We start from the raw sequence: 25,951 nt of genomic DNA, 5'->3' as shown, positions 1-25,951 counted from the left end.
AGTACGGGCGCCGCGGCGCCCGCCCCGCCACTGCCGCCCCCGGCCCTACTGCTGTCCCCGGTCCAGATACGCGATCACCGCGAGCACCCGCCGGTTGTCGTCGTCCGACACCGGCAGCCCCAGCTTCCCGAAGATGTTCGACGTGTGCTTGGACACCGCCCGCTCCGTGACGACGAGTTGGGCGGCGATCGCCGCGTTCGACCGCCCCTGCGCCATCAGCTCCATGACCTCGCGCTCACGCGGCGTCAGCTGGCCGATCGGCTTGTCCTGGGCCCTGCGGGACAGCAGTTGCTGGATGACCTGGGGGTCCATCGCCGTACCGCCGCCGGCGACCCGGCGCACCGCGTCGATGAACTGGTCGGCGTCGAAGACCCGGTCCTTGAGCAGATACCCGATGCCGCCGGTGCCGTCGGCCAGCAGCTCCCGCGCGTACAACTGCTCGACGTGCTGCGACAGGACGAGGACGGGGAGTCCGGGGCGGTCCCGGCGCGCGGCGAGGGCGCACTGGAGTCCCTCGTCCGTGTGCGACGGCGGAAGCCGGACGTCGACGACGGCGACGTCCGGCTGAAGTTCCGCGAATGCTCTGGTCAGTTCGGGTCCGGTCTCCACGGCGGCCAGGACCTCGAAGTCGTACGCCTCCAGCATCCGGACCAGACCGTCACGGAGCAGGAAGAGGTCTTCGGCTAGGACAACTCGCAAGGGATCTCCACGGTGACCATGGTGGGGCCGCCCTCGGGACTGCTGACGGCCAGGATGCCGTCGAATGTACCGAGTCGGCGCTCCAGTCCGCTCAGCCCGGTACCCGAACCGATCTTCGCGCCGCCGTCGCCGTTGTCGCCGATCGCGACACGCAGTTTGGAGTCCGTGTGGATCATGTCGATCCAGATCCGGTCCGCGTTGGAGTGCTTGATCGCGTTGGTGAGGATCTCGCTGACCGCGAAGTACACCGCCGACTCCACCGGCGCGTCGGCGCGGCCCGGCAGATCCACCTGTACGTCGGTCTCCACCGGCAGGCGCAGCGCCAGCGCCTTCACCGCGTCACCCAGTCCGCGCTCGGCGAGCACCGGCGGGTGGATGCCCCTGACCAGGTCGCGCAGCTCGGTCAGCGCCTCGGCGGAGGACAGGCGGGCGTTGGCGATCAGCTCCTTGGCCTTGGCCGGGTTCTTCTCGATGAGCGCCTCGATCGTGCCCAGGTCCATGCCCATGGCGACCAGCCGGGCCTGTGCGCCGTCGTGCAGATCCCGCTCGATCCGGCGCAGTTCGGCGGCGGAGCTGTCCACGGCGTCGTGCCGCGTCTCGGTGAGGTGGGCGACGCGCTGCGCCAGCTCCTGGTCCTGGTTGGGGGCGAGCAGCGACTTGGCGAGCAGGAAGTGGCCGCGCTGGACGTCGTTGGCGTACCGGACACCGATCCCCATGATCACCACGCCCACGGCGGCGGCGAGCAGACCCGTGAACTGGCTGTCGACGGAGACGAAGCCGACGTACGGGTACGCGTTGTCCTCGAAGGCCCGCCACAGACCGGCCGCCAGCACCACGCCCTCCAGCCCGTAGATGAACAGGCCCGCGGAGAGCAGGGCGGAGACCGCCCCCACCGTCATGTCCTCCATCAGCCACACCAGGTCCCGCCAGGTCGCCGGGTCCTTCAGCATCAGCGTGGTCCGCTCCACCTGGCCGGTGACGCCGGTGCGCAGATCGGCGGGCATCGGGCGGTACGGCACCGGGACCTTGACGTCCGACCAGGTGGCCGCCAGCAGCCGGCGCCGGTTGGCGTGCGCCCGTACCGCGGTCAGGACGTAGGGGGTGGTGAAGAAGCCGATACCGAGGAGGATCAGGGTGATCGAGAGCACCGAGAAGACGAACAGTGTGATGGAGCCGACGAGGGCGGTGATCCCGAGCACCAGCCCCCGGCCCGTGGTCCTGGCCGACTCGGCGATCATCTTCGTCCCGTTCATCGTGGATCCTCTCTTGTCGCCCGTGCCCCATCGGCGACCGGCCTTCCGCCCGCTGACGGGCACAGCCATCAGTCTGCCGTGAGGTGCCCGTCGTACGTGAGCGGTTTCCGCCCCCAATCGGTGGTGTACCTAGCACCACTTGGACACCATCGGCCATCCCCCGTCAGAGGGACGTGAGAACCCCCGTCAGGGGGACGTGCGAACCCCCGTTCGCCGGGTCGAGGACCTGCCCGTCCGCCGGAGTCGGCCACCTGTCCGTCCGTGGGAGTCAGCCGCCCAGAAGGGCCGCCTCCACCTCCGGCGCGAGCCCGACCTTCGGGCGGTCCGGGCGCTGCGGGGCCTCGCCGCCGATCGACCGGAGCCAGGCCCAGGTGTCGTCCACGGTCTCCGCCACCGGCCGGCACCGCAGCCCGGCGGCGAGCGCCTTGGCGACATCGCCGCCGTGCATCATGTCGTGCAGTTCACCGCGCGGCAGCCAGATCGGCAGGTCCGTCCACGGCTCGACGCCGGCCGCGAGAATCGTGTCCGGGTCCGTCCAGCGCAGCTCGGCGTCCGAGCCGGTGGCCTTCACGCACGCCGCCAGCAGCTCGCCCATCGTGCTGTGACCCGGCGGACTCACCGCGTTGTACGCGCCTCCGAGGCCGCGTGCCGCCGCGTCGAGGGTCCACTCGGCGAGGTCGCGTACGTCGATGTACTGCAACGGGTTCTCGCGCGGTCCGGGCGCGAGCACCGGGCCGCCGCGCGCGATCCGCCCCAGCCACCACGGCAGCCGCCCCACGTTCTCCCACGGACCGAGGATCAGGCCCGCGCGCACCAGCAGCGCCCGGTCCCCGAAGGCCGCTTCGGCGGCCAGCTCGCCACCGCGCTTGTCCCGCGCGTAGTCACGCGGCTCGGCGTCGGCCGCCGCGCCCTCCACCAGCGGGCCGTCCTCGGGGAGACCGGCGGGGGTCGGGTACGCGTACACGGAACGGCTGGACACGTACGCGTAGTGGCCCGCTCGGTCGGCCAGTAGCCGGGCCGTGTCCAGCACGGCGGACGGCGCGCCCGACCAGGTGTCGACGACCACGTCCCATTCGGGGGCGGCGCCGCTCCCGGAGGTGCCGGTGTCGGCGTCGGGGGTGGCGCGGGTCAGGGCCGCGAGGCCGTCCGGCGCGGTGCGGTCGCCGCGCAGGACACGGACGCCCGCCGGTGCCTCGTGGTGACCGCGGTGGAACACCGTCACCTGCCAGTCCCGCGCGAGCGCGGCCTCGGCCACGGCGCGGCCCACGAACTCGGTGCCACCCAGAATCAGAAGTCTCATGTCGGAACCCTGCCACGCGGCTGTCCGATTACCGGATCCGTTCTGCTGCGGGCATAGCAGGTCAGCGCCGTTCGCACCATCTGCCGCACGCGCCACGGGGATGGCAGCATGAGCGCACCATGACAGATGCCCGGTCGCCGATGCGCGCCTTGCGGGCCGCGGTCCTCGCGGCGGTGTGCGTGACACTGGCGGCGGTGGGGCATTCGTCCATGTCCGCTCACAAACTTCCACTCGGTGTTCTTGCGGCGGCTTTTGGGGTGATCGCCGGGCTGTCGTGGCTCGCGGGCGGACGGCGCCGGGGCCTCGGGTTCATCGGGCCCGCCGTGCTCACCGCGCAGGCCGCGCTGCACGTGACCTTCTCCGCCACCGCCGGGACGCACGGCGCGCTGCCGTCGCGGGGCCACGGCCACGCGACGGCGGGCATGGGCGCGGGCGTCGGCACGGGTATCGGCGGTATCGGCGCGGACATGGGGGAGAGCGTGGGCGCGGGAGGCGTCGGCGGTGCCCTGCTGGCGGCCGTCGCCGACACCTCGCCGGGCATGCTCGCCGCCCACCTGGTCGCCGGCGCCGTCTGCGCGCTCTGGCTGGCCCGCGGCGAGGCCGCGTTCTTCCGGCTGGCCGAGACCGTCGCCGCCTTCGCGTTCACCCCGCTGGGGCTGCTGCTCGCCGCGCCCCGGCCCCTCGCCGTACCGCCGCCCGTGCGGCCCCGGCACCGCACCCGCGCGCCGCACCGGCCGCGCGGCGCCGTCCTGGCCCACGCCGTGTCCCGGCGCGGCCCGCCGGCCCGGCGTGCGCTCGCGATCCGTACGACGGCCTCCGGGGCCGCCGCCGCCATGGTCTGACCTGGGCGGGGCCCGGGGGTCGACTTCCCCGTGCCACGCCAACTCCTAGGACAGTCATGGCCATTGACGACCCCGTACAGGGCGCCGACTCCCCACGCACCAAGGCCCCCGCCAAGAAGCCGGGCGACAAGAAAGCGGGCGACAAGAAGCCGCCCGCGCCCGCCAACACCACCACCACCACCTGGGGCGCGGTGCGCCCGCTCGTGCTGCGGCTGCACTTCTACGCGGGCCTGCTCATCGCCCCGCTCCTGCTGATCGCCGCCACCACGGGGCTGCTCTACTCGCTCTCGTACCAGGCGGAGAAGATCGTCTACCGCCAGGAGCTGCGCTCGCCGGACAGCGACCGTACGGCCATGCTCACCGACCAGGTGGAGGCGGCACGCGCCGAGCACCCCGACGGCAAGGTCACCGCCGTCTGGCCGTCGTCCGAGGACGAGGAGTCCACCCGGGTCCTGATGACGATGCCGGACAGCGAGGAGAGCAAGTCGCTGGCGGTGTTCGTCGATCCGCACACCGCCCAGATACGCGGCGAACTGGACAGCTACGGCACCTCCGGAGCCCTCCCGCTGCGCACCTGGCTCTCCGAACTCCACCGCCATCTGCACCTCGGCGAACCCGGCCGTATCTACAGTGAGCTGGCCGCCAGCTGGCTGTGGGTCGTCGCGCTCGGCGGGCTGCTGCTGTGGATCGGCCGCAGAAGAACCTCCAAGCGCGCCCTGCTCCGGCCCGAACCCGGGGCCACCGGACGCCGCAGGACGCTCACCCGGCACGGCTCGCTCGGGCTGTGGGCGGCCACCGGATTCGTGCTGCTCTCCGCGACGGGCCTGACCTGGTCGACGTACGCGGGCGCCAACATCGGCGCCGTACAGGACCAGTTGGGCGGCGCCACGCCCGTCGTCTCGGCCACCCTCAAGAGCGGCGAGGACGCGGCGGCCGGTGCCGGGGCCCACGAAGGGCACGGCGGCGACAGCGGCGCGGGCGGCGACCACGAGGGCATGGACATCGGCATCGACAACGCCCTGACCGCCGCGCGCCAGGCGGGACTCGACGGACCGGTGGTCGTGAAGCCGCCCGCCGACGGTACGGCGTACGTCGTCGCGCAGCGGGACAACCAGTTCCCGGTCCGGCTGGACTCGGTCGCGGTCGACCCCGGCACCGGCCTCATCCTCGACGAACTGCGCTTCGCCGACTACCCGTTGCCGGCCCAGCTCACCCGGATCGGCATCGACGCCCACATGGGCCTCACGTTCGGCGTCGTCAACCAACTGCTCCTCGCCGCCCTCGCCCTCTCACTGATCCTGATCATCGTGTGGGGCTACCGCATGTGGTGGCAGCGCAGGCCCACCCAGGACCGCAAGCTGAGCGCGGGCAAACCGATGGCGCGCGGGGCGTGGCGCAAGGTGCCGCTGTCCGTACTGCTGCCCCTGATCGCCGTGGCGGCCCTGGTCGGCTGGTTCGTACCGCTGCTCGGGATCACCCTGGTGGCGTTCCTGGTCCTGGACGTGGTGCTCGGCGCGGTGACGCGGGCACGGGCGCGGGCGGCGAAGGCCGGGACGTAGTACGTGGGAGTACGTGTGAGTACGTGTGAGGCCCCCGCCGGTCCGCCCGGCGGGGGCCTCACCCAGGTCGCGGTCCCGGGCGGTCCTACGGGGCGTACTTGTAACCGACCCGCCGGATCGTCCGGATCGTGTGCCGGTGCTCCGCGCCCAGCTTGCGGCGCAGTCTGGCCACATGCACGTCCACGGTCCGGCCGTCGCCCACGTGTCCGTAACCCCAGACCGTGGTCACCAGCTGGTCGCGGGTGTGCACCCGGTGGGGGTTCGCCACGAGATGGGCGAGCAGTTCGAATTCGAGGTACGTCAGATCCAGCGGCCGGCCGTCCACCTCGACGGTCCGCTCGGTGGAGTCGATCCGCACCGGGCCCTCACCGGCGGCGGGGGCCGCGGCGGGCACCGGCGCGTACGTGGTGGTGGCCGTCACCGGGTGCTGGTCGGCCGGGACAAGGACGAGGTAGCCGACCATCGGCGGCCTGCCCGGCAGCGTCGGCAGGGTGTGCGCCGGGGCCGGCAGCCAGGTGGAGCCGGGGGGCAGGAAGTCCACGAGCTGGCCGGCCGCGCCGGGCGCCGTGAGAGGGACGACCTCGTCACGGTCGACGGCTCGTAGTCGGTGACGGCCGGAGGTGGCGGAGGAGGCCGCGGCGGTGGCGGCGGCCGTGGCCGCGGTGACGGTGGAGAAAGGACGGGAGTTCGCCATGAGGGGTCAGCTCTTTCGCGCGAAGGATGTCGTCGAGTCGACAGGACGGGACGTACGTCATTCGCGACGGCCGAAGGCCTGGGAAGAGGCTTTAGAGGGCCGACGCGTTCCTCGCGCGGCAACACACCCGGTCGAAGTCGTGGTGCTGCCGGGACGGCCAGAACGGCTCAAGGTCGATGCGACCCGACGCGTCGTGCTGAAGACTGGCCATGACCTCATTGAAGCAGATATGGGGCCGTAGCAGGAGTGCCCTCTCAAGGGTCGATACGTGGAGAGGGATCCATTGGCGATTTCATGGGCTGTTCATGGGATTAACAGCCCGTTCACGAAGGCCGGCCGGCCCGGCGCCCACCGCTCGCCGCCGCCCCTCAGCTCAGCCGCTTGCGCCAGTCCAGATCCCCGACATCGATCGCCGACCCCGGCGAACCGTCCCACGTCACCGACAGCCCCGCGTCCGCCAGCGCCGCCGTGACCTCCCTGCCGACGGCCGCCGTGGTCTCCTCCGAGCCGTCGAACCCTCCGTAATAGAGCGAGAGCCCGCCGCCGACCGCCGCCGCCTCCGTGCACTGCGTGTGGAAGAAGACGAAGCCGCGCACCTCCCGGGTGTCGCCCTCCTCGCGCTCGGCGCCGATCTCCGCCAGCCCGCAGCCGCGGCAGCAGGTGAAGTTCTCCCGGGCCACGATGCCCCGCTCGTCCAGCCCCGCGAACACCGCCGTGATCCGCTCCGGATCGGTCTCGCCCTCCCACCCGGCCTGCTCCTCGACGCGCTCCAGCCACAGCCGGTCCACGATCCGCTGCGCCTGCGCGGCGGACACGGGCCGCTCGTCCCCGTCGACCAGCCACTCCTCGGCGTCCTCGGCGAGCTGCGCCCGTCCGTCGTAGCCGCGCCTGATCAGCCCGCGTACGTACTCCTCGACCTCGCGCCGGGTCTTGTCGTCGAGCTCCGGCACCGGCTCGACCGGCGGCAGGTCCACGCGCTTCCAGACCACGCCCGCGTCCCAGCCGTCCTCCTGGCGGGCCCACGCCACCATGACCCGGGTCACCGACTCCGCGTCCGGCAGCTCCGTGCCGAACATGCCGTCGGCTGAGCCGTCCCGGTGCTCCAGCGTGTAGCTCTCGGCGCTGTCCCGCGCCACCTGGATGAATACGTAGGGCCGGTCGGGGATCCGGTCCACGGTCACGAACTGATCGTCGACACCCCCTATCCGCGCGATCAGCTCACCGAGCCGGTCCGCCGAGATCCGCTCGTATTCCTGCCAGTTCTCTGTCTTCACCCTGATGGCCAGCATGGGCAGCACTCTGGCACAGGCCACTGACAACTCCGCCGACGTCGCGTGCCGTCAGCGCAGCAGCGAGCCGAAGCCCGCCGCCCGGATCCGGCGCGTGATCTCCTGGGGCGTCGTGCCCAACTGGTCCGCCGTACGCCGCAGATGCCAGTCGTTGTCGGCCAGGCTGTTCAGCAGATGACCCCGTCTGATCTGCGCCGGGGCCAGCCGGAACGTCTTCAGGTACGCCGTGCGCCCCTTGTGGTCGGTGATCAGCTCACCGATGTGCTGCCCGTCGGAGTCGACCCGGAACGGCGGCAGGAAGCGGTACATGTCGAACGACGCCATGCGGCGGACCCGCTCGAACGAGTACGACGTGCCGAGCAGTTCACGCGCCATGACCGTGTCGTGCGACTCGCTCCACGCCCGCTCCTGCCCCCGTGCGGCGGCCCGCAGATCGGCGAGCGTCGCGATGTGCCGACCGTCGCCGAGGCGCGCCTCGAAGTCCGGTACGGCTCCGCCGAAGTAGCCGTACTGGTAGATCAACTCCCCGTACATGTCCTGGAGCAGCGTCGGGTGCAGCGCCCGGTAGTCGTCGGGGTGCGGCACCACGAAGGCGGCGGCCAGCGCGTCCGCGACGTACACCATCACCCCGCACTGGTCCGGATGGATCTCGAAGACCCGCAGCGCGTCGGCGAGCCCGCGCACGTCGAACCCCAGATAGGCGGCCTCGGAACGGGGCGAGAGCCCCTGCCGTACCGCCTCCTCCGACCAGGTGTGCCACGCGATCGTCGGGCCGCCGAAGTGCAGCGCCAGATACCCCTCCATGGCCAGGTGCAGCGGCAGGAACCGGCAGCGCGCGACCGCGCCGGCCGGCTGCCCGTTCCGCTTCTTCGCCGGGTGCCGCTTGACCATGCGGTGGTGCCGGCCGACCGCCATGGCCGTGGGCCGCGCGGTGTCCAACTGCGTTCCGTACGCCGCCGATTGCTCGCCGGACCAGTCGGCGACGAGCCCGTGCGGGATGTACGACACATAACTGATGCCCGGCGACACCAGCACCTCGCCGAAGCGGTCGTACACCTCCTGGTGCAGCCGGAGCCCCGGCACCGGCTCCGCACGCACCAGCGGCACGAGCCGCACACCGCCCCACACCTGCGCCGGGCGGGCCGTCAGCCCGGTGAAGTCGAGCCCGGTCATGTCGCCCTTCCCCCCTCGTACGTGAGCAGAAAACCCTCGATCCGCCGGTCCAGATACGCCTGCAGTTCGGCCAGCCCCGTCCGGCCCTCGGCGAACTGCGCGATCTCCACCAGCGCCGGCAGATCCTCCGCGTCCCGGATCCCCGCCGTCGGCACACTCGCCGCCAGCCGGCGCACGTCGAAGCCGTCCGCGTCGTACACCGGATTCAGATGCGTGACCGTCGTACGCCGCTCCCGGTCCAGCCGCGTACGCCACACCCGCAGCACCTCGCCCGCCAGCCCCGGAGGCGCGTTGTCCCAGCCGTCCGACACGACGACAAGACGATCGGGGGCGTACTCCAGCGCGTCGATGACGCGCATGCCCAGCGGTGTCGGACCGTACGGCCGCACCAGGAGCGGGTCCGTACCGCCCGAGGTCCACCACGCGCCGTACGCCCCCGGCGCCGCCAGCGCCTCCAGCAGGAAGTGCCCGCCGAGCGCGACGGCGAGCGGACGGCGGCGCTTCTCGCCGGAGCCGGACGCGGAGTAGCTGTCGTCCAGTACGGCGGCGACGCGCCCCCACGTCCCGGCGTACGGCCCCGCGGCCCGGCGCGCCGCCGTACGCAGCGCGCCCGTCAGCTCCGCGCGCCGCCGTACCCGCTCGTCGGTCCCCAGCGACAGGGCGTACAGCGCGAGCCTGGTCAGCGGCATGACGGAGAGATCCGTCCGCGCGGCGGCCCCCACCACGTCCGCGCCCGCCTCGCGCTGGGTGCGCAGCCGCTCCAGCCGGGTCATCCGGGGCGCGATCCGCTCCACGAACGCCGCACGCTTGAGGCCGTGCTTGGCCGCGAAACCCTCGGCGACGGTGAACGGCAGCTCGTAGATCGCGCCCTGCTCGTAATGGGCGCGGCGGTACGCGTCGAGCAACCGGTGCTCGTAGCGCGGGCGCACGCCCGGCTCGAAGAGGAAGTCGCCCAACTCGCCCTGGGCGGCGGGGACTTCGGTCGTCGTCCGCAGCGGCAGATGGAAGTGGCGCGCCACGGTCTTCAGCCCGTCGCGGTACTTCACCGCGTCGTGCCCCAGATCGGGCCGGGCAGCCAGCCAGTCGCGCATGATCGCACGGGTACGGCGGTTGCCGACCTTCGCGGCGCGCAACGCCCGGAACAGGCGGTAGACGCGCTGCGGCGGCAGCAGCGCCAGCCGGGCGGCGATCAGCCGGCCCTCCGTCCGCTTCTGCTCCGGGCTCGCCTCGCCCGCCGTACGCAGCAACCGCTCCACGACGCGGGCCGCGTTGTGGTCGTTGATGTCGAGCGCGAGCGAAGCGGCGTACACGGTGCGGTAGTTGACCCGCACGTACTCATGGAGGAAGTCGAGCGACAGCCGCTGCGAGGACGCCTGGGAGCGGAACTCGCGCTGTCCCGTGGACGTGACGGCGGCGTTGACGAACAGCAGCACGTCCTCGGCCGCGATCAGATCGGCGTCGGTGTGCGTCATGCTTCCCCCTGTCCCCGAACATGCTGAAGCCGGCCGGGGCATGGGGGCGCGAACAGCGAAATTGTTGCTTCAGAGGCAAGTCCCGGAAGTCGCACCGGAGGCCCGCGGCCGGCCCGTGAAACGTAGCACCGGGGGTCCCGTACCGCGCCACCCAATTCCCGGCGGCTCTGGGCCGGGGCGGGGTGCGGACGGCACACTGATCCACATGACCCAGCTACGCATCGCACTCCTCGGCACCGGCCCCTGGGCCGAACGCACACACGCCCCCGCCATCGCGGCCCACCCGGAGGTCGAATTCAGCGGCGTCTGGGGGCGGCGGCCCGAGGCCGCCGGCGCGCTCGCCGCCGCCCACGACACCACGGCGTACGCGGGCGGCGGTGAGGGTGGTCCCGGCGTGGGCGGTCTGGACGGGCTCGACGCGCTGCTCGCCGTGAGCGACGCGGTCGCCTTCGCCCTGCCGCCCGACATCCAGGCGCCGCTCGCGGCCCGCGCGGCGGCGGCCGGCTGTCATCTCCTCATGGACAAGCCGGTCGCGACGACCGTGCCGGGCGCGCGCGCCGTGGCGGACGCCGCCGAGCAGGCCGGCGTCGCCTCGCTGGTCTTCTGCACGCTGCGCTTCGCCGCCGGGACCGCGGAGTGGGTCGAGGAACAGGCGGCGCTGGGCGGCTGGTTCACGGCACGCGCCCACTGGCTCGGCGCGCTGTACGGAGTGGGCAGCGAGAGCAGCCCGTACGCGGACTCGCCGTGGCGGCGCGAGAAGGGCGGCCTGTGGGACGTGGGCCCGCACGCCCTGTCCGCGCTGCTGCCGGTGCTGGGCGACGTGACGGCCGTGACGGCCGTACGGTCGGAGCCCGACCTCACGCATCTGGTGCTCACGCACACGTCGGGCGTGACGAGTTCGGCGGTGCTGAGCCTGAGCGCGCCCGTGGAGGGCGCGGGGGCGGGGCTCGAACTGCGGGGCGAGCACGGGACGGTGGTGCTTCCCGAGCGGTGGGGCGACCCGGCGGACACGTTCGGCGCCGCGATCGACGCACTGCTCACAGCGGCGCGCACGGGCCGACCGCACGCGTGCGACGTGCGGTTCGGCCTGCGGCTGACGGAGATCCTCGCGGAGGCGGAGGGGCTGCTCGCCCGCCCCTGACCGGATCTGTTCCCCGGGGTCAGCCCACGCGCTCGATCCGGGCGTTGCGGATCAGGAACTTGCCCGGTTCACGGACCTGTTCGAACGCCGCGTCGTTGAGCAGCGCGCAGCTGCCCGACGGCGCGGTGACCCGCACGGTGGTCGACCTGTCGTTGTCGAGGTTGGTCACCTTGAGCGTGGTGCCGACGGGGAACTCGTTGCTCGACGCCGCCGGGGCGCCTGCCTCGCCGGACAGGGTGACGGTCGATCCGGCACAGACGACCTCGCCGACCTGGCCGGCGCCCGCGCCGTTGTCCTCACCGGCGCCCGCACCGTCGTCCCCGCCCGCCTCGTCGGCGGGGGGCGCCGCCTCGGCCGGGGGCGCCTCGGCCGGGGGCGGCGCGCCGGTGTCACTCGCGCCCACCTCGCACCCGGAAGCCGCCTGCTTCCGCTTGATCTCCTCGATCACGTCCTGCCGGTTCTTGATCCGCGCGTCGGACAGGGCGTCCGGAGCGGCCCGCTGGCCGTCGATGAAGCGCTGGTTGTTGCCGAGGGCGGTGTTCAGCCCGTCGCACTCCACCGACGCCTGACTGGTGCCGGTCATCGCCACCGCGGTACCGCCCACCAACGCGACCGCGCCGACGAGCAGGGCGATCTTCTTCTTCCGGCTGAAGGACTTCTTCCGCGACACGTGGGGGCTCCTGTTCCCGGCCGCGGGGGGCGGCCGACTGGGTTCCGTGTGCCGTTACGTACGAGCGGGGAGCCCGTACCGCTCAAGAGCCCCCGCAGCAACTTCGGCGACACAGGCCGACCGCCCCCCCGCCTCCCGCTACCTCAGCCCGTGGTCCTCAACGGCCCGAAGAACGCCCGCAGTTCGTCCGCCACCTGCTCCGGCTCCTCGTGCGCCATGAAGTGCCCGCCGCGCCCCGGTGTGCTCCAGTGCCGCAGATCGGCGCAGAGCCGCTCGGCGAGGCTGCGGGGCAGCCCCGCCAGCGCCGGCTCATGGCTCAGGGTCACGGCCGCCGGCACCTGGATCGTCGGGACCGGCTTGTTGAGCGGGTAGTCGTAGTACTGCCGGAAGGACGATCCGATGCTGCCCGTCGCCCAGTACAGCGTCGCGATCGTCAGCAGCGTGTCCTTGTCCCAGCGGCTCTCCAGATCGCCGTCGCAGTCGCTCCAGTCCCGGTACTTGTCGATGATCCAGGCGAGGAGCCCGGCGGGGGAGTCCATGAGCGCCGCGGCGATCGTGTCGGGCCGGGTCCACATGATCTCGCTGTAGCCCTGGTCACCGACGTCGTAGGCGTCGAGGACATCGAGGTACGCCTGCTCCTCGGGCGTCGCCGGGCGGTTCTCGAAGTCGGACGTGATGACGGCGGAGGTGAGGTGGATCCCGGCGACATGGTCGGGGTACAGGGCGCCGAGCCACTGCGTGACCCCGCCCCCGATGTCCCCGCCGAAGGCGCCGTACCTCTCGTACCCGAGGGTCCCGGTCATCAGCTCGTGCCAGATCTCGGCGACGCGCCTGCGCGTGAACGGCCCGTCGGGCAGCGCCGAGTAGAGGAAACCGGGCAGCGACGGGACGACCACGTCGAAGGCGTCGGCCGGGTCACCGCCGTACGCGGCCGGATCGGCCAGCCGCTCGGCGGCCTTCAGCATCTCCACGAAGCTGCTCGGCCAGCCGTGCGTCATGATCAGGGGCAGCGGCGCGGGCGCGCCCTCGGCCCGCCTGCCCCGGATGTGGACGAAGTGCACCGGTCGGCCCGCCACCTCGGCGATTCGGTGCGGATACGCGTTGAGGGCGGTCTCGGCCTGCCGCCAGTCGAAGCCGTCCGCCCAGTGGGCGACAAGCTCGCGCAGGTAGGTGGGGTCGACTCCCGCCGCCCAGAAGGTGCTGTCGGACGCCGCGGTGAAGAGGGTGCGGTTCAGTCGGTCACGCAGGTCTTGGAGTACGTCGTCGGATACGGAGATCCGGAACTGCTCGGCTGTCATGTCTTCCTTCGCTCAGAGAATCTGTCCGTGTCCGGACGGCTCCTGGGCGCGCAGGTCAGACGGACGCGACGGCCAGGAGTGCCCGGAAAGTTCGGGTACCGCACATCGGGCTCACCTCCTCGCGTCACGTGGTTCGCCGGACGTTACAGGAGTCGCCCCGTGTGTGTCGCCGGATATTGCGGCGAAGGCTGCCATGTCTCTCTCAAACACCGTCTGGCCAGGGGCGATTGTCAGTGGGGGGCGGTAGAATTGTAAGTGTTCGTGAGGGTTCCACCACCGTGCCGGGAGGTCGCCGATGGCCGTTGCCACAATCACGACGAAGCTCTTCGACATCACACAGCCAGCAACCAGGACCGTGCAGCGCAAGCCACTGCCCGCGGGACAGCCCCGCGAGTGGTACGAGACCCACAACCGCCGCCTCAAGGCCATGCGCCTCGCCATCGCCCTGCTCGACTCGGGCGTGTATCACCCGGCGAACGCCAACAACCGGAAGATACGTGCGACGGCGTCGCTGATGGGCATCCATCCGCCGTCGGACACGACGTGCCGCATGGTGCGCGCCCTGATCCGCTACGGGCGCTGACGGGACTGACGAGCGCCCGCGGGCCGGCGGGCCGGGAACAGTGAGACAGCGAAGCCCCTGTACGGGACCGGTGGAGGCGCCGGCTCCGTACAGGGGCTTTCGCGCACCGGAGATCGGGGGCGGGAGATCGGCACGGGGCCCGGGTGCCCGGCCGTCCGCCGCTTCCGGCATGCTGAGGCCGGTGAGATCTCCCGAAGCCGGGCACATACACATACGGCGGTCGACAGCGACGGCGAACGGGCGGCGAGCCCGATGAACGCCGTCCTCCTCGGCTTCCTGCCCATCTGGGTGATCACCGGCCTCGGCTGGGTGGCCGCGCGCCACGACATCCTCGGCGGCCAGGCCCAGCACGTCCTCGGGCGCTTCGCCTTCACCTTCGCCATGCCGGCCCTGCTGTTCCTGGCGATGGCCGGAGCCGATGTGACCGCCCTGCTGAACGTCGGCGTCCTCGTCTTCGCCATCAGCCTGATCGTCGTCTTCGCCGCCGGACTGCTGGTCAGCCGCTGGGTGTTCCGGCGCGGCCAGGCCGAACAGGCCATCGGCGCGATGGCCGCGGGCTACGTCAACTCCGCCAACCTCGGTATCCCGGTGGCCGTACACGTCCTGGGCGACACCTCCTTCATCATCACCGTGGCTCTCTTCCAGATGCTCTTCGTCGCGCCGGTGGTGCTTGTCCTCATCGATCTGGATGTACGGCGCGAGGCGCGCGGGCGCGCCGCCCGGATGCTCCAACTGCCGTTCCGCAACCCGATCATCGCGGCCTCCCTCGCCGGAGTGGCTGTGTCGGCGCTCGGCCGGCCCCTCCCGCCCGAGGCCACCGCGCCGCTCCAACTGCTCGGCGACGCCGCCGTCCCGGCCGCCCTCTTCGCGCTCGGCATGTCCCTCAACACCCGCGTGCGGTCGGACTCCTCCGCACGGACCGAACGCGGTCTGCTGGTGGCCCTCAAGATCGTGGCCCAGCCGCTGCTCGCCTACGCCGTCGGCCACTGGCTGTTCGGGCTGAGCGGTCACACCCTGTTCGCCGTCGTGGTCTGCGCGGGACTGCCGACGGCGCAGAACGCCTTCATCTTCGCCTCCGAGTACCGACTGGACACCGACCTCGCCAGGGACACGGTCATCCTGTCCACGTTCTGCTCGATGGTGTCCCTGACGCTGATCACCTGGCTTCTCGTCTGAGCAGCCATCTCACCTCGCCGTCGTGCCACTCGTCGGTGGGCTCCAGACCCGCGGCGCGTGCGACGGCCTTCGACGCCGCGTGGTCGGGGTGGACATAGGCCGCGACCTCGCGCACCGCCGAGAGTTGTTCGAGCCGGCCGACCAGCCCGCGCGCCGCCTCGGTGGCGATACCCCGCCCCTGGAAGGCTGTTCCGACGACCCAGGCGATGTTCGCGACCAGCGCTGGCCCGCCGGGCCCGGCCGGGACGATCGTGGCCTGGACCGTTCCCACCAACTGCCCCTGCTCCAAGCCCTCTTCGCCCGCCCGGAGCCGGATCACCCAGTTGCACCAGGACTCGGCCGGATCGGCGGGCCCGGCGGCCATGCGCGCGTAGCGCGAGCGCAACTCGTCGGCGGTCGCCGGCTCACCCCCGATGAAGGTGTGCAGCGCCGGGTCGGACAGCACCGCCGCCATCTCCCGCGCGTGCTCGACCCGCTGCGGCACCAGCACCAGCCGCTCCGTGCCGATGACTTCCGCCTCGACGCGGGTCACTGCCCGGTCCGTCGGGCCGGGATCTGGCGCAGCACCATTTCGATTCGTGACTCGTCCCGCAGCCCTGTACCGGATCCCGGGCCGGGGAAGAAGTGCCTGGGATCGACCGCGTCCGGAAAATCTCCTCCGCTTCCTCCCTCGTGCTCGGTGCGGCCGCCCACTCCGCGTTCCACCGCTCCAGAAAAGGTCCCCACCCCACGTTGTCCATCCATGTGACTCATCGTGACATCGGCCACTGACAACCGGTCGCGAACCGGGCGGACCCAGGTCAGAGCCACCGCGCCGGATCGGTGCCCCACATCGACGGCGGACCGGCCCAATCACCCGGCCCACCCTCGTAGTCGACCGGCGATCGGACGTACCGCAGCCGGCCGTACGGCGAGGGTGTTTCCGCCATCCACACCTCGGGGTCGTTCACCCCGTCACCTTCGACCCCGGGCTCCGGCCGGATGTCATTCATCAGCCACGACGCGGTCCCCGCGAGGGAGAGCCGCAGATGCCGGCCCGCCCCGTCGCGCTGACGCTCGGTGAGCGCGCGCAGGACAGCCGCCGCGAGGAGATAGCCGGTGCTGTGGTCGAGGGCCTGCGCGGGCAGTACGCCGGGCCGGCCGTCCGCTCCCCGCTCGATGAGGGCGATCCCCTTCGCCGCCTGCACCAGGGAGTCGAATCCACGCCGGTCCCGCCACGGCCCCGTCCAGCCCCAGGCGTCCAGCCGCGCGACGATCAGTCCGGGGTGCCGCGCCGACAGGGTGTCGGGGGTGAGGCCGTACCGGTCCAGCGAGTCGGCGCGGTAGCCGAGGACCACGGCATCGGCCGAGTCGAGAAGTCCGTCGAAGACCGCCCGATCGGCCCGGTCGCCGAGGTCCAGTCGGGTGGAGCGCTTGCCGAAGCCGGTGTCGGCGTGCGCCTTGGGGTCCTCGGGCAGCAGGGGCGAGTCGACGCGCAGTACGTCGGCGCCCAGCAGCCCGAGCGTACGGGTGGCCACCGGCCCCGCGATGACGCGCGTCAGATCGAGGACCCGCACCCCGTGCGCCGGCAGCGACGTGGCCCCCTCCGGCAGGCGACGGCCGGCCGGCGCGCCTTCACCACCCGCCACCGGCCGACTCTCGATCAGCGGCCACCTCTCCGGACCGGGCTCCGCCACAGCGACGGCCAGCCCGCCCGCCTCGTACACGGTCTCCTGGACCCACCGGGCGGGCCGTGCCCGCAGCTCCTCGGCCAGCCGCTCACGCAGCGCGCCGTCGTCGTCCCCGTCGTCGGGGATGCCCAGCGCCGACAGCAACCGGGCCCGGTGGTGGGGGTAGTTGGCATGCGTACGCACCCAGCCGTCGGCCGTGGGCCAGAACGAGGAGAGCGGCGCGAACGGGGACCAGGTCCGCCCGTCGATCCGCAGCTGCCGCTCACTGACGAACGCCGCCCCGACGGCCGCCTCGTGCACCCGTACCCCCGGCATCCGCCGCCCGGACCGCCGCGCCACCAGTTCGGCGGCGGCCAGCGAGCACACCCCCACGCTCGCCCGCGCCAACTGCCGTACGGGCAGCCGTGACGGCAGCACGTCCGGAGCGGGTACGTACGTCACCAGCCCCGCCGATTCCGGGGCGCCCCCGAGAGCACTCCAGGCGTACGCGGTCGCCGCGTCGATGTCCTGTGTCACGGACGACGCTCCCTCCGGTCTTGTCAGTGGCAGATGCCAGAATTCTCATCATGTCTCTCGCCGACCTGACTTTCGACCGCTGGCGCGCCCTTGACCGGGACGCCGCGCAGCACCACGCGCGTGAAGCCGCCCGGCTGGCGGACGGCCGGCTGGTGGAGTTCGACGGCACGCCCCACCTGGGCGGTGTGCTGCACCGCGCGGTGATCGAGCGCGAGGGACGGCGGTTCGCGCTCATACCCGGCGGCGAGGTGACGGTCGGATTCGACCTGGCTGCCTGGCGGCCCCTGCCGGAACAGCTCGACTCGTACCGGACGGAGAGCCTCGCCGGTGGGTTCGGCTTTGACGACGACCTCGCGGCGCATCTCGCGCGGTATCTCAGCCCGCGGCGTACGGCCACGGTGCCCACCGTGCTGATGGCGGTGGAGCCGGAGGAGCTTCCCGAGGAGGCCGAATCCGTCACGGAGTTCCTGACGGAGCTGGGCCTGCGGCTGCCCGGTCCGGATGAGTGGGAGCACGCCTGTGGGGCGGGCGCGGAGACGCTGTTCCGCTGGGGCTCCGCCTGCCCGCTGGACCTTTCCCCGTACGGCGACGACCACGACGACCCGGCCGGTCTTCGGCACCGGCCGAACGCCTTCGGTCTGCACATAGCCCGCGACGTCTACGAGTCGGAGGCGACGTCCGACCGGGGGTCGGTCTACGGCGGGGACGGCGGCGAGGCGGTCTGCGGTGGCTACGGCGCCTTTGTGTCATGGCTGCCCCTGGCGACCGCCAACCGCAATCCCGGCATGGCCGAATTCCTCAACGGCCCCGAGGGCGACGACATGAGCGACGAGTTCGGCGTCCGTCCCGTCCTCGACCTCAGCTGAACGGGGCGTACCCGCCAGTCCCGCCGGAAGATCCGATCAATCCCGGGTGGCCGATTCATGCTCCCCGCACCTCTGTTGAGCGCTGTCGGCACCGGAGGAGAGGTCAAGGGGGACATTTTGTCATGGAGGAAAACTAATCTTCGGATAGTTCAGCGCCGACCCTTGACCCCCCTATACCTCCGATGTTCACTACGCCTGACGACGCCGCCGCCTCGTCGTGAATCCCCGCTTCGCTCAGCCAGCGCCCCCGGGCGCACCGAGAGAGGACCGGCTAGTGCGTCTTGTGTCCCGCGCCCTGATCGCGCTCGTCCTGGCGGCCATGTCGCTCGTCGCCGTACCGCAGTCTCCACCGGCCCAGGCGGCGCCCGCGCCGGCCGGCGAACAGGCCCCCGCCCCGGCCGCCGCCGCGCCCCTGACCAAGGTCCTGGTCTTCTCCAAGACCGCCGGGTTCCGGCACTCGGCGATCCCGGCCGGCATCGCCGCCGTCCAACGGCTCGGCGCCGCCAACGGGTTCACCGTCACCGCCACGGAGGACGCCGGCGCGTTCACGACCGCCAACCTGGCGCAGTACCAGGCGGTGATCTGGCTCTCCACCACCGGTGACGTACTGAACGCCGCGCAGCAGACCGCCTTCGAGTCGTACGTCGCGAACGGCGGCGGTTACGTCGGCGTGCACGCCGCGTCCGACACCGAGTACGACTGGCCCTGGTACGGCGGCCTGGTCGGGGCGTACTTCGCCTCCCACCCCGCCACCCAGCAGGCCACGATCAAGGTCGAGGACCGGGCGTCCGTCTCCACCTCGCATCTGCCGCGGCGCTGGACCCGCACCGACGAGTGGTACAACTACCGCGCCAATCCGCGCTCGGCGGTGAAGGTGCTCGCGAGCCTGGACGAGGCGTCGTACACCGGCGGCACCATGGGCGATCATCCGATCACCTGGTGCCAGGACTACCGGGGCGGCCGCTCCTGGTACACCGGCCTCGGCCACACCGAGGAGTCGTACGCGGACCCGGCCTTCATCACCATGCTCCTCGGCGGCATCCAGACGGCGGCGCGCGCCAAGGCCGCCGACTGCCGCCCGGAGACCGGCTACACGCCGCTGTTCGACGGCAGCCAGGCCAGCCTCGACAAATGGCGGCAGGCCGGCGCCGGAAGCTTCAGCCTCGCCGACGGCACGCTCTCCTCGGTCGGCGGCATGGGCCTGCTCTGGTATCCGGTGACGCCGTTCGCCGACTACTCGCTCAAGGCCGACTGGATGATGCCGGGCGACGACAACGGCGGCGTCTTCATCGGCTTCCCCGATCCGCAGGGCGACCCGTGGAAGCCGGTCGACCTCGGCCACGAGATCCAGATCGACGCGTCCGACGGCGACCCGACCCGTACCACCGGAAGCGTCTACAGCTTCAAGGCCCCCGACACGGCGGCCCGCACCGCCGCGCTCAACCCGCCCGGGACCTGGAACAGTTACGAGATCGCGGTGCACGGCAAGCACGTCGAGATCTGGCTCAACGGCGTGAAGATCAACGACTACACCAGCACCCGTGACATCGCGCTCGGCCATATCGGGCTCCAGAACGACGGGGCCGGTCTGGACATCAACTACCGCAACGTCCGCATCAAGCAGGACGGCGCGCAGTCCACCGATCTCGCACGCGGCAAGCCGGTCACGGTCACCAGCGTCGAGCCCGGCAGCGCGCACGCGGGCGCCAACGCGGTCGACGGTGACTCCACCACCCGCTGGGGCAGCGCGTACGCCGACCCGCAGTCGATCACCGTCGACCTCGGCGGCGTCCGTACGCTCCAGCAGGTCCGGCTCAACTGGGAGACCGCCCACGCCACGGCGTACACGGTCCAGACGTCGACGGACAACACCACCTGGCGCACCGTCAGCACCGTCACGGCGGGCAACGGGGGTCTCGACGAGATCGCCGTGAGCGGCACCGGACGCTACATACGGGTCCAGGGCACGGCGCGCGCCACGCAGTGGGGCTACTCCCTCTGGGACCTGAACGTGTTCGGCACCAACTAGGGGGTGTCTTGCCGATCTTGCCGGGCTCGCGGTCCCTGGCACCGCGCCTCGCCGCGTTGTCGTCGGTCGGCATGGCTCCGCCATGCCTCCCTCCTCCGCCTTGCGATCCACGGCACCAGACCCCGCTCCCTGATCCGGCCTGATCGACAAGACACCCCCGCCCTGTCTCACCCGTACCGAGCCCCACCCCTCGATCGACCCGGCACGCGGCACTCCGCCGCGCGCCGGGCCGTCGGGGCGCGCCCCCGCACCCGCGATCGGCCCCTGGAGGTTCCGTGTTGTCGCGCGCTGTCGCCTACCTGACCGCCCTGTTAACCCTGTCCGCCCTGCTGCTCGCGCCCGGTGCCGTGGCGGCCGACCCGGAGGCCGGCCAGAGACCCGCGGCCCTGACGGCTGTCCAGAAAGCGGACCGGAAAGCCGCCGCGCCCCCGCCCACCAGCGGCTTCGAGAAGGTCAAGCTCGACGGCGGTCTGGGCATGGGGGAGCCGATCGAGCTCTCCGTACTGCCCGACGGCAAGGTCCTCTACATCAACCGCGGCACCAGCGCCGCCGGTGGTCAGGTCCGCCTCTACAACCCGGCCACCAAGTCCACGACGGTCGCGCTGACCATCCCGCTGGACGCCCGCTTCGAGGACGGGCTGATCGGCATCACCCTGCACCCGAAGTTCGCCACGACCGGCTGGGTGATGCTCTTCTACTCGCCCAAGAGCACCCCGCTGGTGAACCGGATATCCCGGTTCACCTTCAGCCAGAGCACCAACACGATCGCCCCGTCCAGCGAAGACATGATCATCGAGTGGCCGACCGAGCGTGAGATGTGCTGCCACTCGGCCGGTTCCATGTCCTGGGACACGGCGGGCAACCTCTACTTCGCGGTCGGCGACAACACCAACTCCGGCGGCGACGCGCAGGGCATGGCCCCGATCGACGAACGCCCTTCCCGGCACGCCCAGTTCGACGCCCAGCGCACCTCGGGCAACGCGAACGATCTGCGCGGCAAGATCAACCGTATCCACCCGGAGGACAACGGCACGTACACCGTCCCCGACGGCAACCTCTTCGCCAAGGGCACCGCGGGCACCCGATCCGAGGTCTACGTGATGGGCGTACGCAACCCCTACCGCGTCTGGGTCGACAAGAAGGCCAACAACACCCTGTACTGGGGCGAGGTCGGCCCCGACGCGGGCGCCACCATCCCCGCGCGCGGCCCGGCGGCGTACGACGAGTTCAACCGCGCCACCGGCCCCGGCAACTACGGCTGGCCGTACTGCGGCGGCAACAACGTGGCGTACAACGACTGGGACTTCGCGGCCAACCAGCCGCGCGGCTGGTTCCCCTGCGGTGGCGGCACCGGCCCGGTCAACAACTCCCCGCGCAACACCGGCATCCAGCAACTGCCGCCCACCAAGCCGTCGTTGGTGTGGGAGCAGCACGGCGGCAGCAAGGAGTGGCCGCAGCTCGACAATCCGGGCGGCTGTGGTTCGCCCAATCACACCGAGGTCTACCACTACGACGCGAATCTCAACTCCGACGTCAAGTGGCCCCAGTACTACGACAACAAGCTGCTGATCTCCGAGTACTGCCGCAACTGGATCAAGGAGGTCCAGTTCAACAACGGGAACGCCAGCACCGGTACGCCCACCGCGATCGAGCCGGTCCTGGACGGCATGAAGCTCGTCCACCCGATCGACATGGAGTTCGGCCCGGACGGCTCGCTGTACCTCCTCGAATACGGCAGCGGCTACTTCTCGGGCGCCGAGGACGCCGGGCTCTACAAGATCAACTATGTGCAGGGCGGCCGGTCACCGCTCGCCAAGGCGGCGGTGAACAAGGACAACGGACTCGCGCCGCTGGCCGTGACCTTCTCCAGCGCCGGCAGCAGCGACCCGGACGGCAATCCCCTCACCTACGCGTGGGACTTCACCGACAACGGCAGCACCGACTCCACCGCCGCCAACCCCTCCTTCACCTATCCGTCGAACGGCAGCTTCCAGGCGAGACTCACGGTCAGCGACGGCACCGGACGCACCGGCACCGCGACGGTCCCGGTCGTCGTCGGCAACAACCGGCCCACGCTGACGATTTCGCAGCCACCGGCGGGCGGCGCGTTCGAGTGGAGCGAGAACGTCACCGTCACCGCGTCGGCGACCGACCCTCAGGACGGCCCGATCGACTGCTCGAAGGTGATCGTACGGATCGCCCTGGGCCACCAGGAGCACGCGCACGAGGTGGCCGAAGGCACCGGATGCTCCACGACCTTCAACACCGGACCCATCCACTCCGGCCTCGACGCCACGCAGTTCTACGTGGTGCGGGCCACCTACACCGACAAGGGCGCGGCCGGCACCGTACCGCTCACGGGCGAGAAGGAACTCAGCCTCTGGCCCAAGAAGTGGCAGGCCGAGCACTACGCGCAACTGTCGGGCCCCCAGATCATCACCGCCGCCGGAGCCGAGGGTGGCAAACGCCTCGGCGACGTACAGAACAACGAATGGGTCAAGTACCACCCGGTGAGCCTCAAGGGCGTCACCGGGATCAAGGCGCGGGTCTCCTCCGACAAGGCGGGGAACGTCGCGACCTTCCGGTACGACTCCGTCACCGGTCCGGTGGTGGCGCGGGTGACCGTGCCCAACACCGGCGGCTGGGAGACGTACTCCGAGATCAGTGTGCCCGTCACGGGCGCCGTGGAGCAGCCGCGCGATCTCTTCGTGGTCTTCACCGGCGGCTCCGGCGCCATTCTCGACCTCGACAGCTACACCTTCACCGGGCCCGGCATCAGCCGCCCCGCCACCCTGACCGGCCGTGGGAGTGATGCACAGTGATCACCGCGAGATCAGCCAGAAGACCCGCGACGACGGGCACGGGAACGAGCGCCGCGCGCCGTACGAGAACGCGGGCCGCCCGCTCCACGAGAACGCGGGCCGCACGCCTCCTCGGCGCGTTCCTCGTCCTCGTCTGTATGGTGACCGGCCTGTCGGGCGTGTCCGGTGTGTCACCGGCCGTGGCCTCACCCACCGACCACGCCTTCAACTCCTCCACCGGCATGCTCAACGTGGACTACGCGAAGTACATGTCCAAGCACGACATCGTCTACAACCGCCCGACCACCGACCCCAAGCACGGCCTCACGGTCGGCAACGGCCGTACGGGCGCGATGGCTTGGCAGAACAACGGCCTCAACATGCAGGTGTCCGGCGTGGACACCTCGCAGCAGACCGCCTTCGGCGCCGGGCTGCTCAACCTGTCCACCACTCCGGCGATGGACAGCGGCTACTCGACCTTCCAGCAGCGCCTCAACCTCTACGACGGCACCCTCACCACCAAGTACGACAACAACCGCACCGTCACGGTGATGGGCCAGCCCAACTCCGAGGTCATGGGCATCCATGTGGAGGACAGCCGCTCCGGGGTGTCCGCGATCACGCTGGATCTGAGCCTGTGGGACGTCGCCAACCTCGGCAACAGCGGTGACGTGCCCGACATCAACACCTGGCGGACCGTGTCCACGTACGCGGACGCCGCCGGCGCCGGGCTCAGCCGGGGCCAGTCGGACCCGCAGAACTTCGGCTACACGCTGGGCGCGACCGTGGAAGGCGCCGCGTACACCACGCGCGTCGTGGACGGCCGCAAGGTGCGGCTGTCGATCACGCCGGACTCCAGCTACACCATCTGGTTCACGGCGAGCAGCCGGCTCAACGCGCCGAGCCACAACTCGGTCACCGAGGCCAAGCGCGCGCTCGCGGCCGTCAAGACCACGGGATACGCGAACACCAACACCGCTTATCTCAACTGGTGGCACGCGTTCTGGCAGAAGTCGTTCGTCCAGTACTCCAACGGGTCCCGCGAAGCGGACTACATGGAGAACGTCTACTACCTCTCCACGTACATGATCGCGGCGGCCGGATACGGAAACTATCCCGCCCACTTCATCAACGGCGTCTTCCGGGCCACCGGGGACGCCACGAAATGGAGCAACGCGTACTGGTTCTGGAATCAACGGGACATCTACAACTCGTTCCTGGCCTCCAACCACACCGATCTCATGGCCGGGTTCAACAAGCTCTACAGCCGGAACTTCGACGCGCTGAAGGCATACACCCGTACCCGGTACAACGTGGACGGCATCTGGGTGCCGGAGACGATGGGCTGGGACGGCAACGCGCGCGGCACGATCAACAGCGACTACACGAAGAACATCTGGACGACCGGTGCGCAAGCCGCGTACAACATGTATCTCCAGTACACGTACACGAATGACGCGAACTATCTGCGCAACACGGCCTATCCGTTCATGCGGGAGATCGCGAAGTTCTACGCGGCGAAGCTGTCGTACAACAGCTCCACGGGCAAGTACTACGTGGCCACGTCGAACGCGCACGAGACGTACTGGAACGTGCCCAACGCCATCACCGACCTGACCGCCGTACGCACCCTGTTCCCGCTCGCCATCAAGACCGGCGCCCAGCTCGGTCTGGATGCCGATCTGCGGCCTCAGTGGCAGAACGTCCTGGACAATCTGATCGCGTATCCGTCGGACACGGCCGCGAACACCTATCTGCCGCACACGCCGCCGATCGCGCAGACGCGCAACAACGAGAATGTCGCGGCCGAGATCATCTGGCCGTACGACCTCACCGGCATCGGCTATCCCGACCAGCAGAAGGCGATCAACACCTGGAACGTCAGGCCGTTCCCGTACGGAAACGTATGGGCCAACGACGCCATCCAGGCCGCCAGACTCGGGCTCGGGAATCAGACGCTCCAGGGTCTGAAGACCATGCTGCAGAAGTACCAGAACTATCCGAACGGCATGACCAGCAACACCAACGGCGTCTTCGAATATCTCGGCGTGCACCTGGCCGCGACGAACGAGTCGCTGCTCCAGTCGTACAACGACAAGATCCGGGTCTTTCCCGCCGTCCCCACCGATTCCACCTTCGTCGGCAAATTCAGCCTGCTGGCCAAGGGCGGATTCATGGTCAGTTCGGAGAGGGAGGCCGGAGAGGTCAAGTACGTCGGACTGAAAAGCCAGTTCGGCAACGCCGCCCGCGTCGTCAATCCCTGGGGTACGCAGGAGGTCAGGGTCCGCAGGACCTCCGACAATGCCGTCGTGACGACCACCAGCAGCGCCGAGATCACCTTCAACACCGGTGCGAACGAGGTGTACGTCGTCGAGCGGACCGCCAAGCCGCTCAGCTCCTACACCCAGGCGCAGCTCACCGGCACCGCGAACCAGGGCATGAAGTCCCTGGCCGGCACCAGCTCCACGCTGGGGTCGAACGCGACGGCCGACCCGATGGTGAACAACACCGCGCTGACGTACGACAGCAACTGGCATCTCACCAACAGCCGCGGCTACGGCGACTTCAACGACGACACGCACCACAGCAACACGGTGGACGCGACGGCGTCGTACACGTTCACCGGCACCGGGATCCAGTATCTGTCCGAACGCAACGGCGACATGGGGACGGTCGACGTCTATCTGGACAACGTCTTCCAGGCGACGGTGAACCTGAAGGCCGACGGCGCGAGACAGGTCCAGCAGGTCGTGTGGCAGAAACAGGGGCTCACACGCGGTTCGCACACGATCAGGATCGTGAACCGCGGTACGGCCGTGGGGATGGTGGACGCGCTGCGTATCACCCCCTGACGGGCCGCCCATGACTGTGGCCCCGCGCGGAGGGACGCCGCGCGGGGCCACACCCATGACGGATGAGC

The 25,951-nt window shown here is 70.8% G+C and carries 20 protein-coding genes; 9 read left to right on the top strand and 11 right to left on the bottom strand.

The annotated features are described in order from the left end of the window. Positions 1 to 45: 45 nt before the first annotated feature. From ACFT9I_RS03040 to ACFT9I_RS03030, 3 genes are all read right to left on the bottom strand, one after another. On the bottom strand, positions 46 to 699 hold the full coding sequence (locus ACFT9I_RS03040; protein WP_382559864.1) for a LuxR C-terminal-related transcriptional regulator: 654 nt from the start codon (positions 697 to 699) through the stop codon (positions 46 to 48). Continuing rightward, positions 684 to 1,952, bottom strand: coding sequence for a sensor histidine kinase (locus ACFT9I_RS03035; protein WP_382559861.1), 1,269 nt, complete (start codon positions 1,950 to 1,952; stop codon positions 684 to 686). The genes ACFT9I_RS03040 and ACFT9I_RS03035 overlap by 16 nt, the downstream gene beginning before the upstream one ends. 268 nt (positions 1,953 to 2,220) lie before the next feature. After that, positions 2,221 to 3,252, bottom strand: coding sequence for an NAD-dependent epimerase/dehydratase family protein (locus ACFT9I_RS03030; RefSeq protein WP_382559859.1), 1,032 nt, complete (start codon positions 3,250 to 3,252; stop codon positions 2,221 to 2,223). A gap of 119 nt (positions 3,253 to 3,371) precedes the next feature. Between ACFT9I_RS03030 and ACFT9I_RS03025 the strand changes: the two genes are divergently transcribed. Then, complete coding sequence (locus ACFT9I_RS03025) at positions 3,372 to 4,094, top strand: hypothetical protein (protein WP_382559857.1); 723 nt, start codon at positions 3,372 to 3,374, stop codon at positions 4,092 to 4,094. A gap of 56 nt (positions 4,095 to 4,150) precedes the next feature. Then, positions 4,151 to 5,653: a PepSY-associated TM helix domain-containing protein gene (locus ACFT9I_RS03020; RefSeq protein ID WP_382559855.1), complete on the top strand. Its 1,503-nt coding sequence runs from the start codon at positions 4,151 to 4,153 to the stop codon at positions 5,651 to 5,653. Between the two features lie 85 nt (positions 5,654 to 5,738). Here the strand turns inward: ACFT9I_RS03020 and ACFT9I_RS03015 are convergent, their stop codons facing one another. The 4 genes from ACFT9I_RS03015 to ACFT9I_RS03000 all read right to left on the bottom strand — a co-directional run bounded on the left by ACFT9I_RS03015 (position 5,739) and on the right by ACFT9I_RS03000 (position 10,281). Beyond that, positions 5,739 to 6,347, bottom strand: a complete 609-nt coding sequence (locus ACFT9I_RS03015; protein ID WP_382559853.1) for a winged helix-turn-helix domain-containing protein — start codon at positions 6,345 to 6,347, stop codon at positions 5,739 to 5,741. A gap of 368 nt (positions 6,348 to 6,715) precedes the next feature. Then, positions 6,716 to 7,636, bottom strand: coding sequence for a DUF6891 domain-containing protein (locus ACFT9I_RS03010; protein ID WP_382559851.1), 921 nt, complete (start codon positions 7,634 to 7,636; stop codon positions 6,716 to 6,718). Positions 7,637 to 7,687: 51 nt separating this feature from the next. Continuing rightward, entirely contained in the window at positions 7,688 to 8,809 is a 1,122-nt protein-coding gene (locus ACFT9I_RS03005; RefSeq protein ID WP_382559849.1) for a hypothetical protein, read from the bottom strand. Beyond that, positions 8,806 to 10,281 carry a hypothetical protein gene (locus tag ACFT9I_RS03000; protein ID WP_382559846.1) on the bottom strand — a complete coding sequence of 492 codons (1,476 nt, stop codon included), beginning with the start codon at positions 10,279 to 10,281 and terminating at the stop codon, positions 8,806 to 8,808. The genes ACFT9I_RS03005 and ACFT9I_RS03000 overlap by 4 nt, the downstream gene beginning before the upstream one ends. A 205-nt stretch (positions 10,282 to 10,486) precedes the next feature. Between ACFT9I_RS03000 and ACFT9I_RS02995 the strand changes: the two genes are divergently transcribed. Further along, complete coding sequence (locus ACFT9I_RS02995; RefSeq protein ID WP_382559843.1) at positions 10,487 to 11,422, top strand: Gfo/Idh/MocA family protein; 936 nt, start codon at positions 10,487 to 10,489, stop codon at positions 11,420 to 11,422. Between the two features lie 19 nt (positions 11,423 to 11,441). On the opposite strand, the gene ACFT9I_RS02990 is transcribed toward ACFT9I_RS02995, so the two are convergent. Together ACFT9I_RS02990 and ACFT9I_RS02985 are read right to left on the bottom strand one after the other, a co-directional pair. Further along, positions 11,442 to 12,092 carry a hypothetical protein gene (locus tag ACFT9I_RS02990; protein ID WP_382559841.1) on the bottom strand — a complete coding sequence of 217 codons (651 nt, stop codon included), beginning with the start codon at positions 12,090 to 12,092 and terminating at the stop codon, positions 11,442 to 11,444. A gap of 143 nt (positions 12,093 to 12,235) precedes the next feature. Then, positions 12,236 to 13,390, bottom strand: coding sequence for an epoxide hydrolase family protein (locus ACFT9I_RS02985; protein WP_382559839.1), 1,155 nt, complete (start codon positions 13,388 to 13,390; stop codon positions 12,236 to 12,238). A gap of 295 nt (positions 13,391 to 13,685) precedes the next feature. On the opposite strand from ACFT9I_RS02985, the gene ACFT9I_RS02980 reads away from it, so the two are divergent. Next, on the top strand, positions 13,686 to 13,973 hold the full coding sequence (locus ACFT9I_RS02980) for a hypothetical protein (protein ID WP_382559836.1): 288 nt from the start codon (positions 13,686 to 13,688) through the stop codon (positions 13,971 to 13,973). A gap of 252 nt (positions 13,974 to 14,225) precedes the next feature. Next, a complete protein-coding gene (locus ACFT9I_RS02975) occupies positions 14,226 to 15,149 on the top strand; it encodes an AEC family transporter (protein ID WP_382559833.1) in 924 nt (307 codons plus the stop codon). On the opposite strand, the gene ACFT9I_RS02970 is transcribed toward ACFT9I_RS02975, so the two are convergent. Beyond that, positions 15,130 to 15,681: a GNAT family N-acetyltransferase gene (locus ACFT9I_RS02970; protein WP_382559831.1), complete on the bottom strand. Its 552-nt coding sequence runs from the start codon at positions 15,679 to 15,681 to the stop codon at positions 15,130 to 15,132. The genes ACFT9I_RS02975 and ACFT9I_RS02970 overlap by 20 nt on opposite strands. Positions 15,682 to 15,949: 268 nt before the next feature. Continuing rightward, the gene (locus ACFT9I_RS02965) at positions 15,950 to 17,185 is read right to left on the bottom strand and encodes a CoA transferase (protein WP_382560237.1); all 1,236 of its coding nucleotides are present in this window, start codon (positions 17,183 to 17,185) and stop codon (positions 15,950 to 15,952) included. A 200-nt stretch (positions 17,186 to 17,385) separates the two neighbouring features. On the opposite strand from ACFT9I_RS02965, the gene ACFT9I_RS02960 reads away from it, so the two are divergent. The 4 genes from ACFT9I_RS02960 to ACFT9I_RS02945 all read left to right on the top strand — a co-directional run bounded on the left by ACFT9I_RS02960 (position 17,386) and on the right by ACFT9I_RS02945 (position 25,883). Further along, positions 17,386 to 18,201, top strand: coding sequence for a hypothetical protein (locus tag ACFT9I_RS02960; RefSeq protein WP_382559828.1), 816 nt, complete (start codon positions 17,386 to 17,388; stop codon positions 18,199 to 18,201). 274 nt (positions 18,202 to 18,475) lie between these two features. After that, the gene (locus ACFT9I_RS02955) at positions 18,476 to 20,230 is read left to right on the top strand and encodes a ThuA domain-containing protein (RefSeq protein ID WP_382559826.1); all 1,755 of its coding nucleotides are present in this window, start codon (positions 18,476 to 18,478) and stop codon (positions 20,228 to 20,230) included. 275 nt (positions 20,231 to 20,505) lie between these two features. Continuing rightward, on the top strand, positions 20,506 to 23,052 hold the full coding sequence (locus ACFT9I_RS02950) for a PQQ-dependent sugar dehydrogenase (RefSeq protein ID WP_382559823.1): 2,547 nt from the start codon (positions 20,506 to 20,508) through the stop codon (positions 23,050 to 23,052). Next, positions 23,049 to 25,883: a glycoside hydrolase family 95-like protein gene (locus ACFT9I_RS02945; protein ID WP_382559820.1), complete on the top strand. Its 2,835-nt coding sequence runs from the start codon at positions 23,049 to 23,051 to the stop codon at positions 25,881 to 25,883. The genes ACFT9I_RS02950 and ACFT9I_RS02945 overlap by 4 nt, the downstream gene beginning before the upstream one ends. Positions 25,884 to 25,951: the final 68 nt, after the last annotated feature.

The organism is Streptomyces sp. NPDC057137 (assembly GCF_042670825.1).
In the GTDB taxonomy this organism is placed as follows: domain Bacteria; phylum Actinomycetota; class Actinomycetes; order Streptomycetales; family Streptomycetaceae; genus Streptomyces.
This window is presented reverse-complemented; position numbering and strand designations above follow the sequence as displayed.

What these genes read in the sequence shown, in the direction of transcription:
- ACFT9I_RS03035 (WP_382559861.1), bottom strand. Translation starts at nt 1,952, where the DNA reads ATGAACGGGACGAAGATGATCGCCGAGTCGGCCAGGACCACGGGCCGG.
- ACFT9I_RS03030 (WP_382559859.1), bottom strand. Translation starts at nt 3,252, where the DNA reads ATGAGACTTCTGATTCTGGGTGGCACCGAGTTCGTGGGCCGCGCCGTG.
- ACFT9I_RS03025 (WP_382559857.1), top strand. Translation starts at nt 3,372, where the DNA reads ATGACAGATGCCCGGTCGCCGATGCGCGCCTTGCGGGCCGCGGTCCTC.
- ACFT9I_RS03020 (WP_382559855.1), top strand. Translation starts at nt 4,151, where the DNA reads ATGGCCATTGACGACCCCGTACAGGGCGCCGACTCCCCACGCACCAAG.
- ACFT9I_RS03015 (WP_382559853.1), bottom strand. Translation starts at nt 6,347, where the DNA reads ATGGCGAACTCCCGTCCTTTCTCCACCGTCACCGCGGCCACGGCCGCC.
- ACFT9I_RS03010 (WP_382559851.1), bottom strand. Translation starts at nt 7,636, where the DNA reads ATGCTGGCCATCAGGGTGAAGACAGAGAACTGGCAGGAATACGAGCGG.
- ACFT9I_RS03005 (WP_382559849.1), bottom strand. Translation starts at nt 8,809, where the DNA reads ATGACCGGGCTCGACTTCACCGGGCTGACGGCCCGCCCGGCGCAGGTG.
- ACFT9I_RS03000 (WP_382559846.1), bottom strand. Translation starts at nt 10,281, where the DNA reads ATGACGCACACCGACGCCGATCTGATCGCGGCCGAGGACGTGCTGCTG.
- ACFT9I_RS02995 (WP_382559843.1), top strand. Translation starts at nt 10,487, where the DNA reads ATGACCCAGCTACGCATCGCACTCCTCGGCACCGGCCCCTGGGCCGAA.
- ACFT9I_RS02985 (WP_382559839.1), bottom strand. Translation starts at nt 13,390, where the DNA reads ATGACAGCCGAGCAGTTCCGGATCTCCGTATCCGACGACGTACTCCAA.
- ACFT9I_RS02980 (WP_382559836.1), top strand. Translation starts at nt 13,686, where the DNA reads ATGGCCGTTGCCACAATCACGACGAAGCTCTTCGACATCACACAGCCA.
- ACFT9I_RS02975 (WP_382559833.1), top strand. Translation starts at nt 14,226, where the DNA reads ATGAACGCCGTCCTCCTCGGCTTCCTGCCCATCTGGGTGATCACCGGC.
- ACFT9I_RS02960 (WP_382559828.1), top strand. Translation starts at nt 17,386, where the DNA reads ATGTCTCTCGCCGACCTGACTTTCGACCGCTGGCGCGCCCTTGACCGG.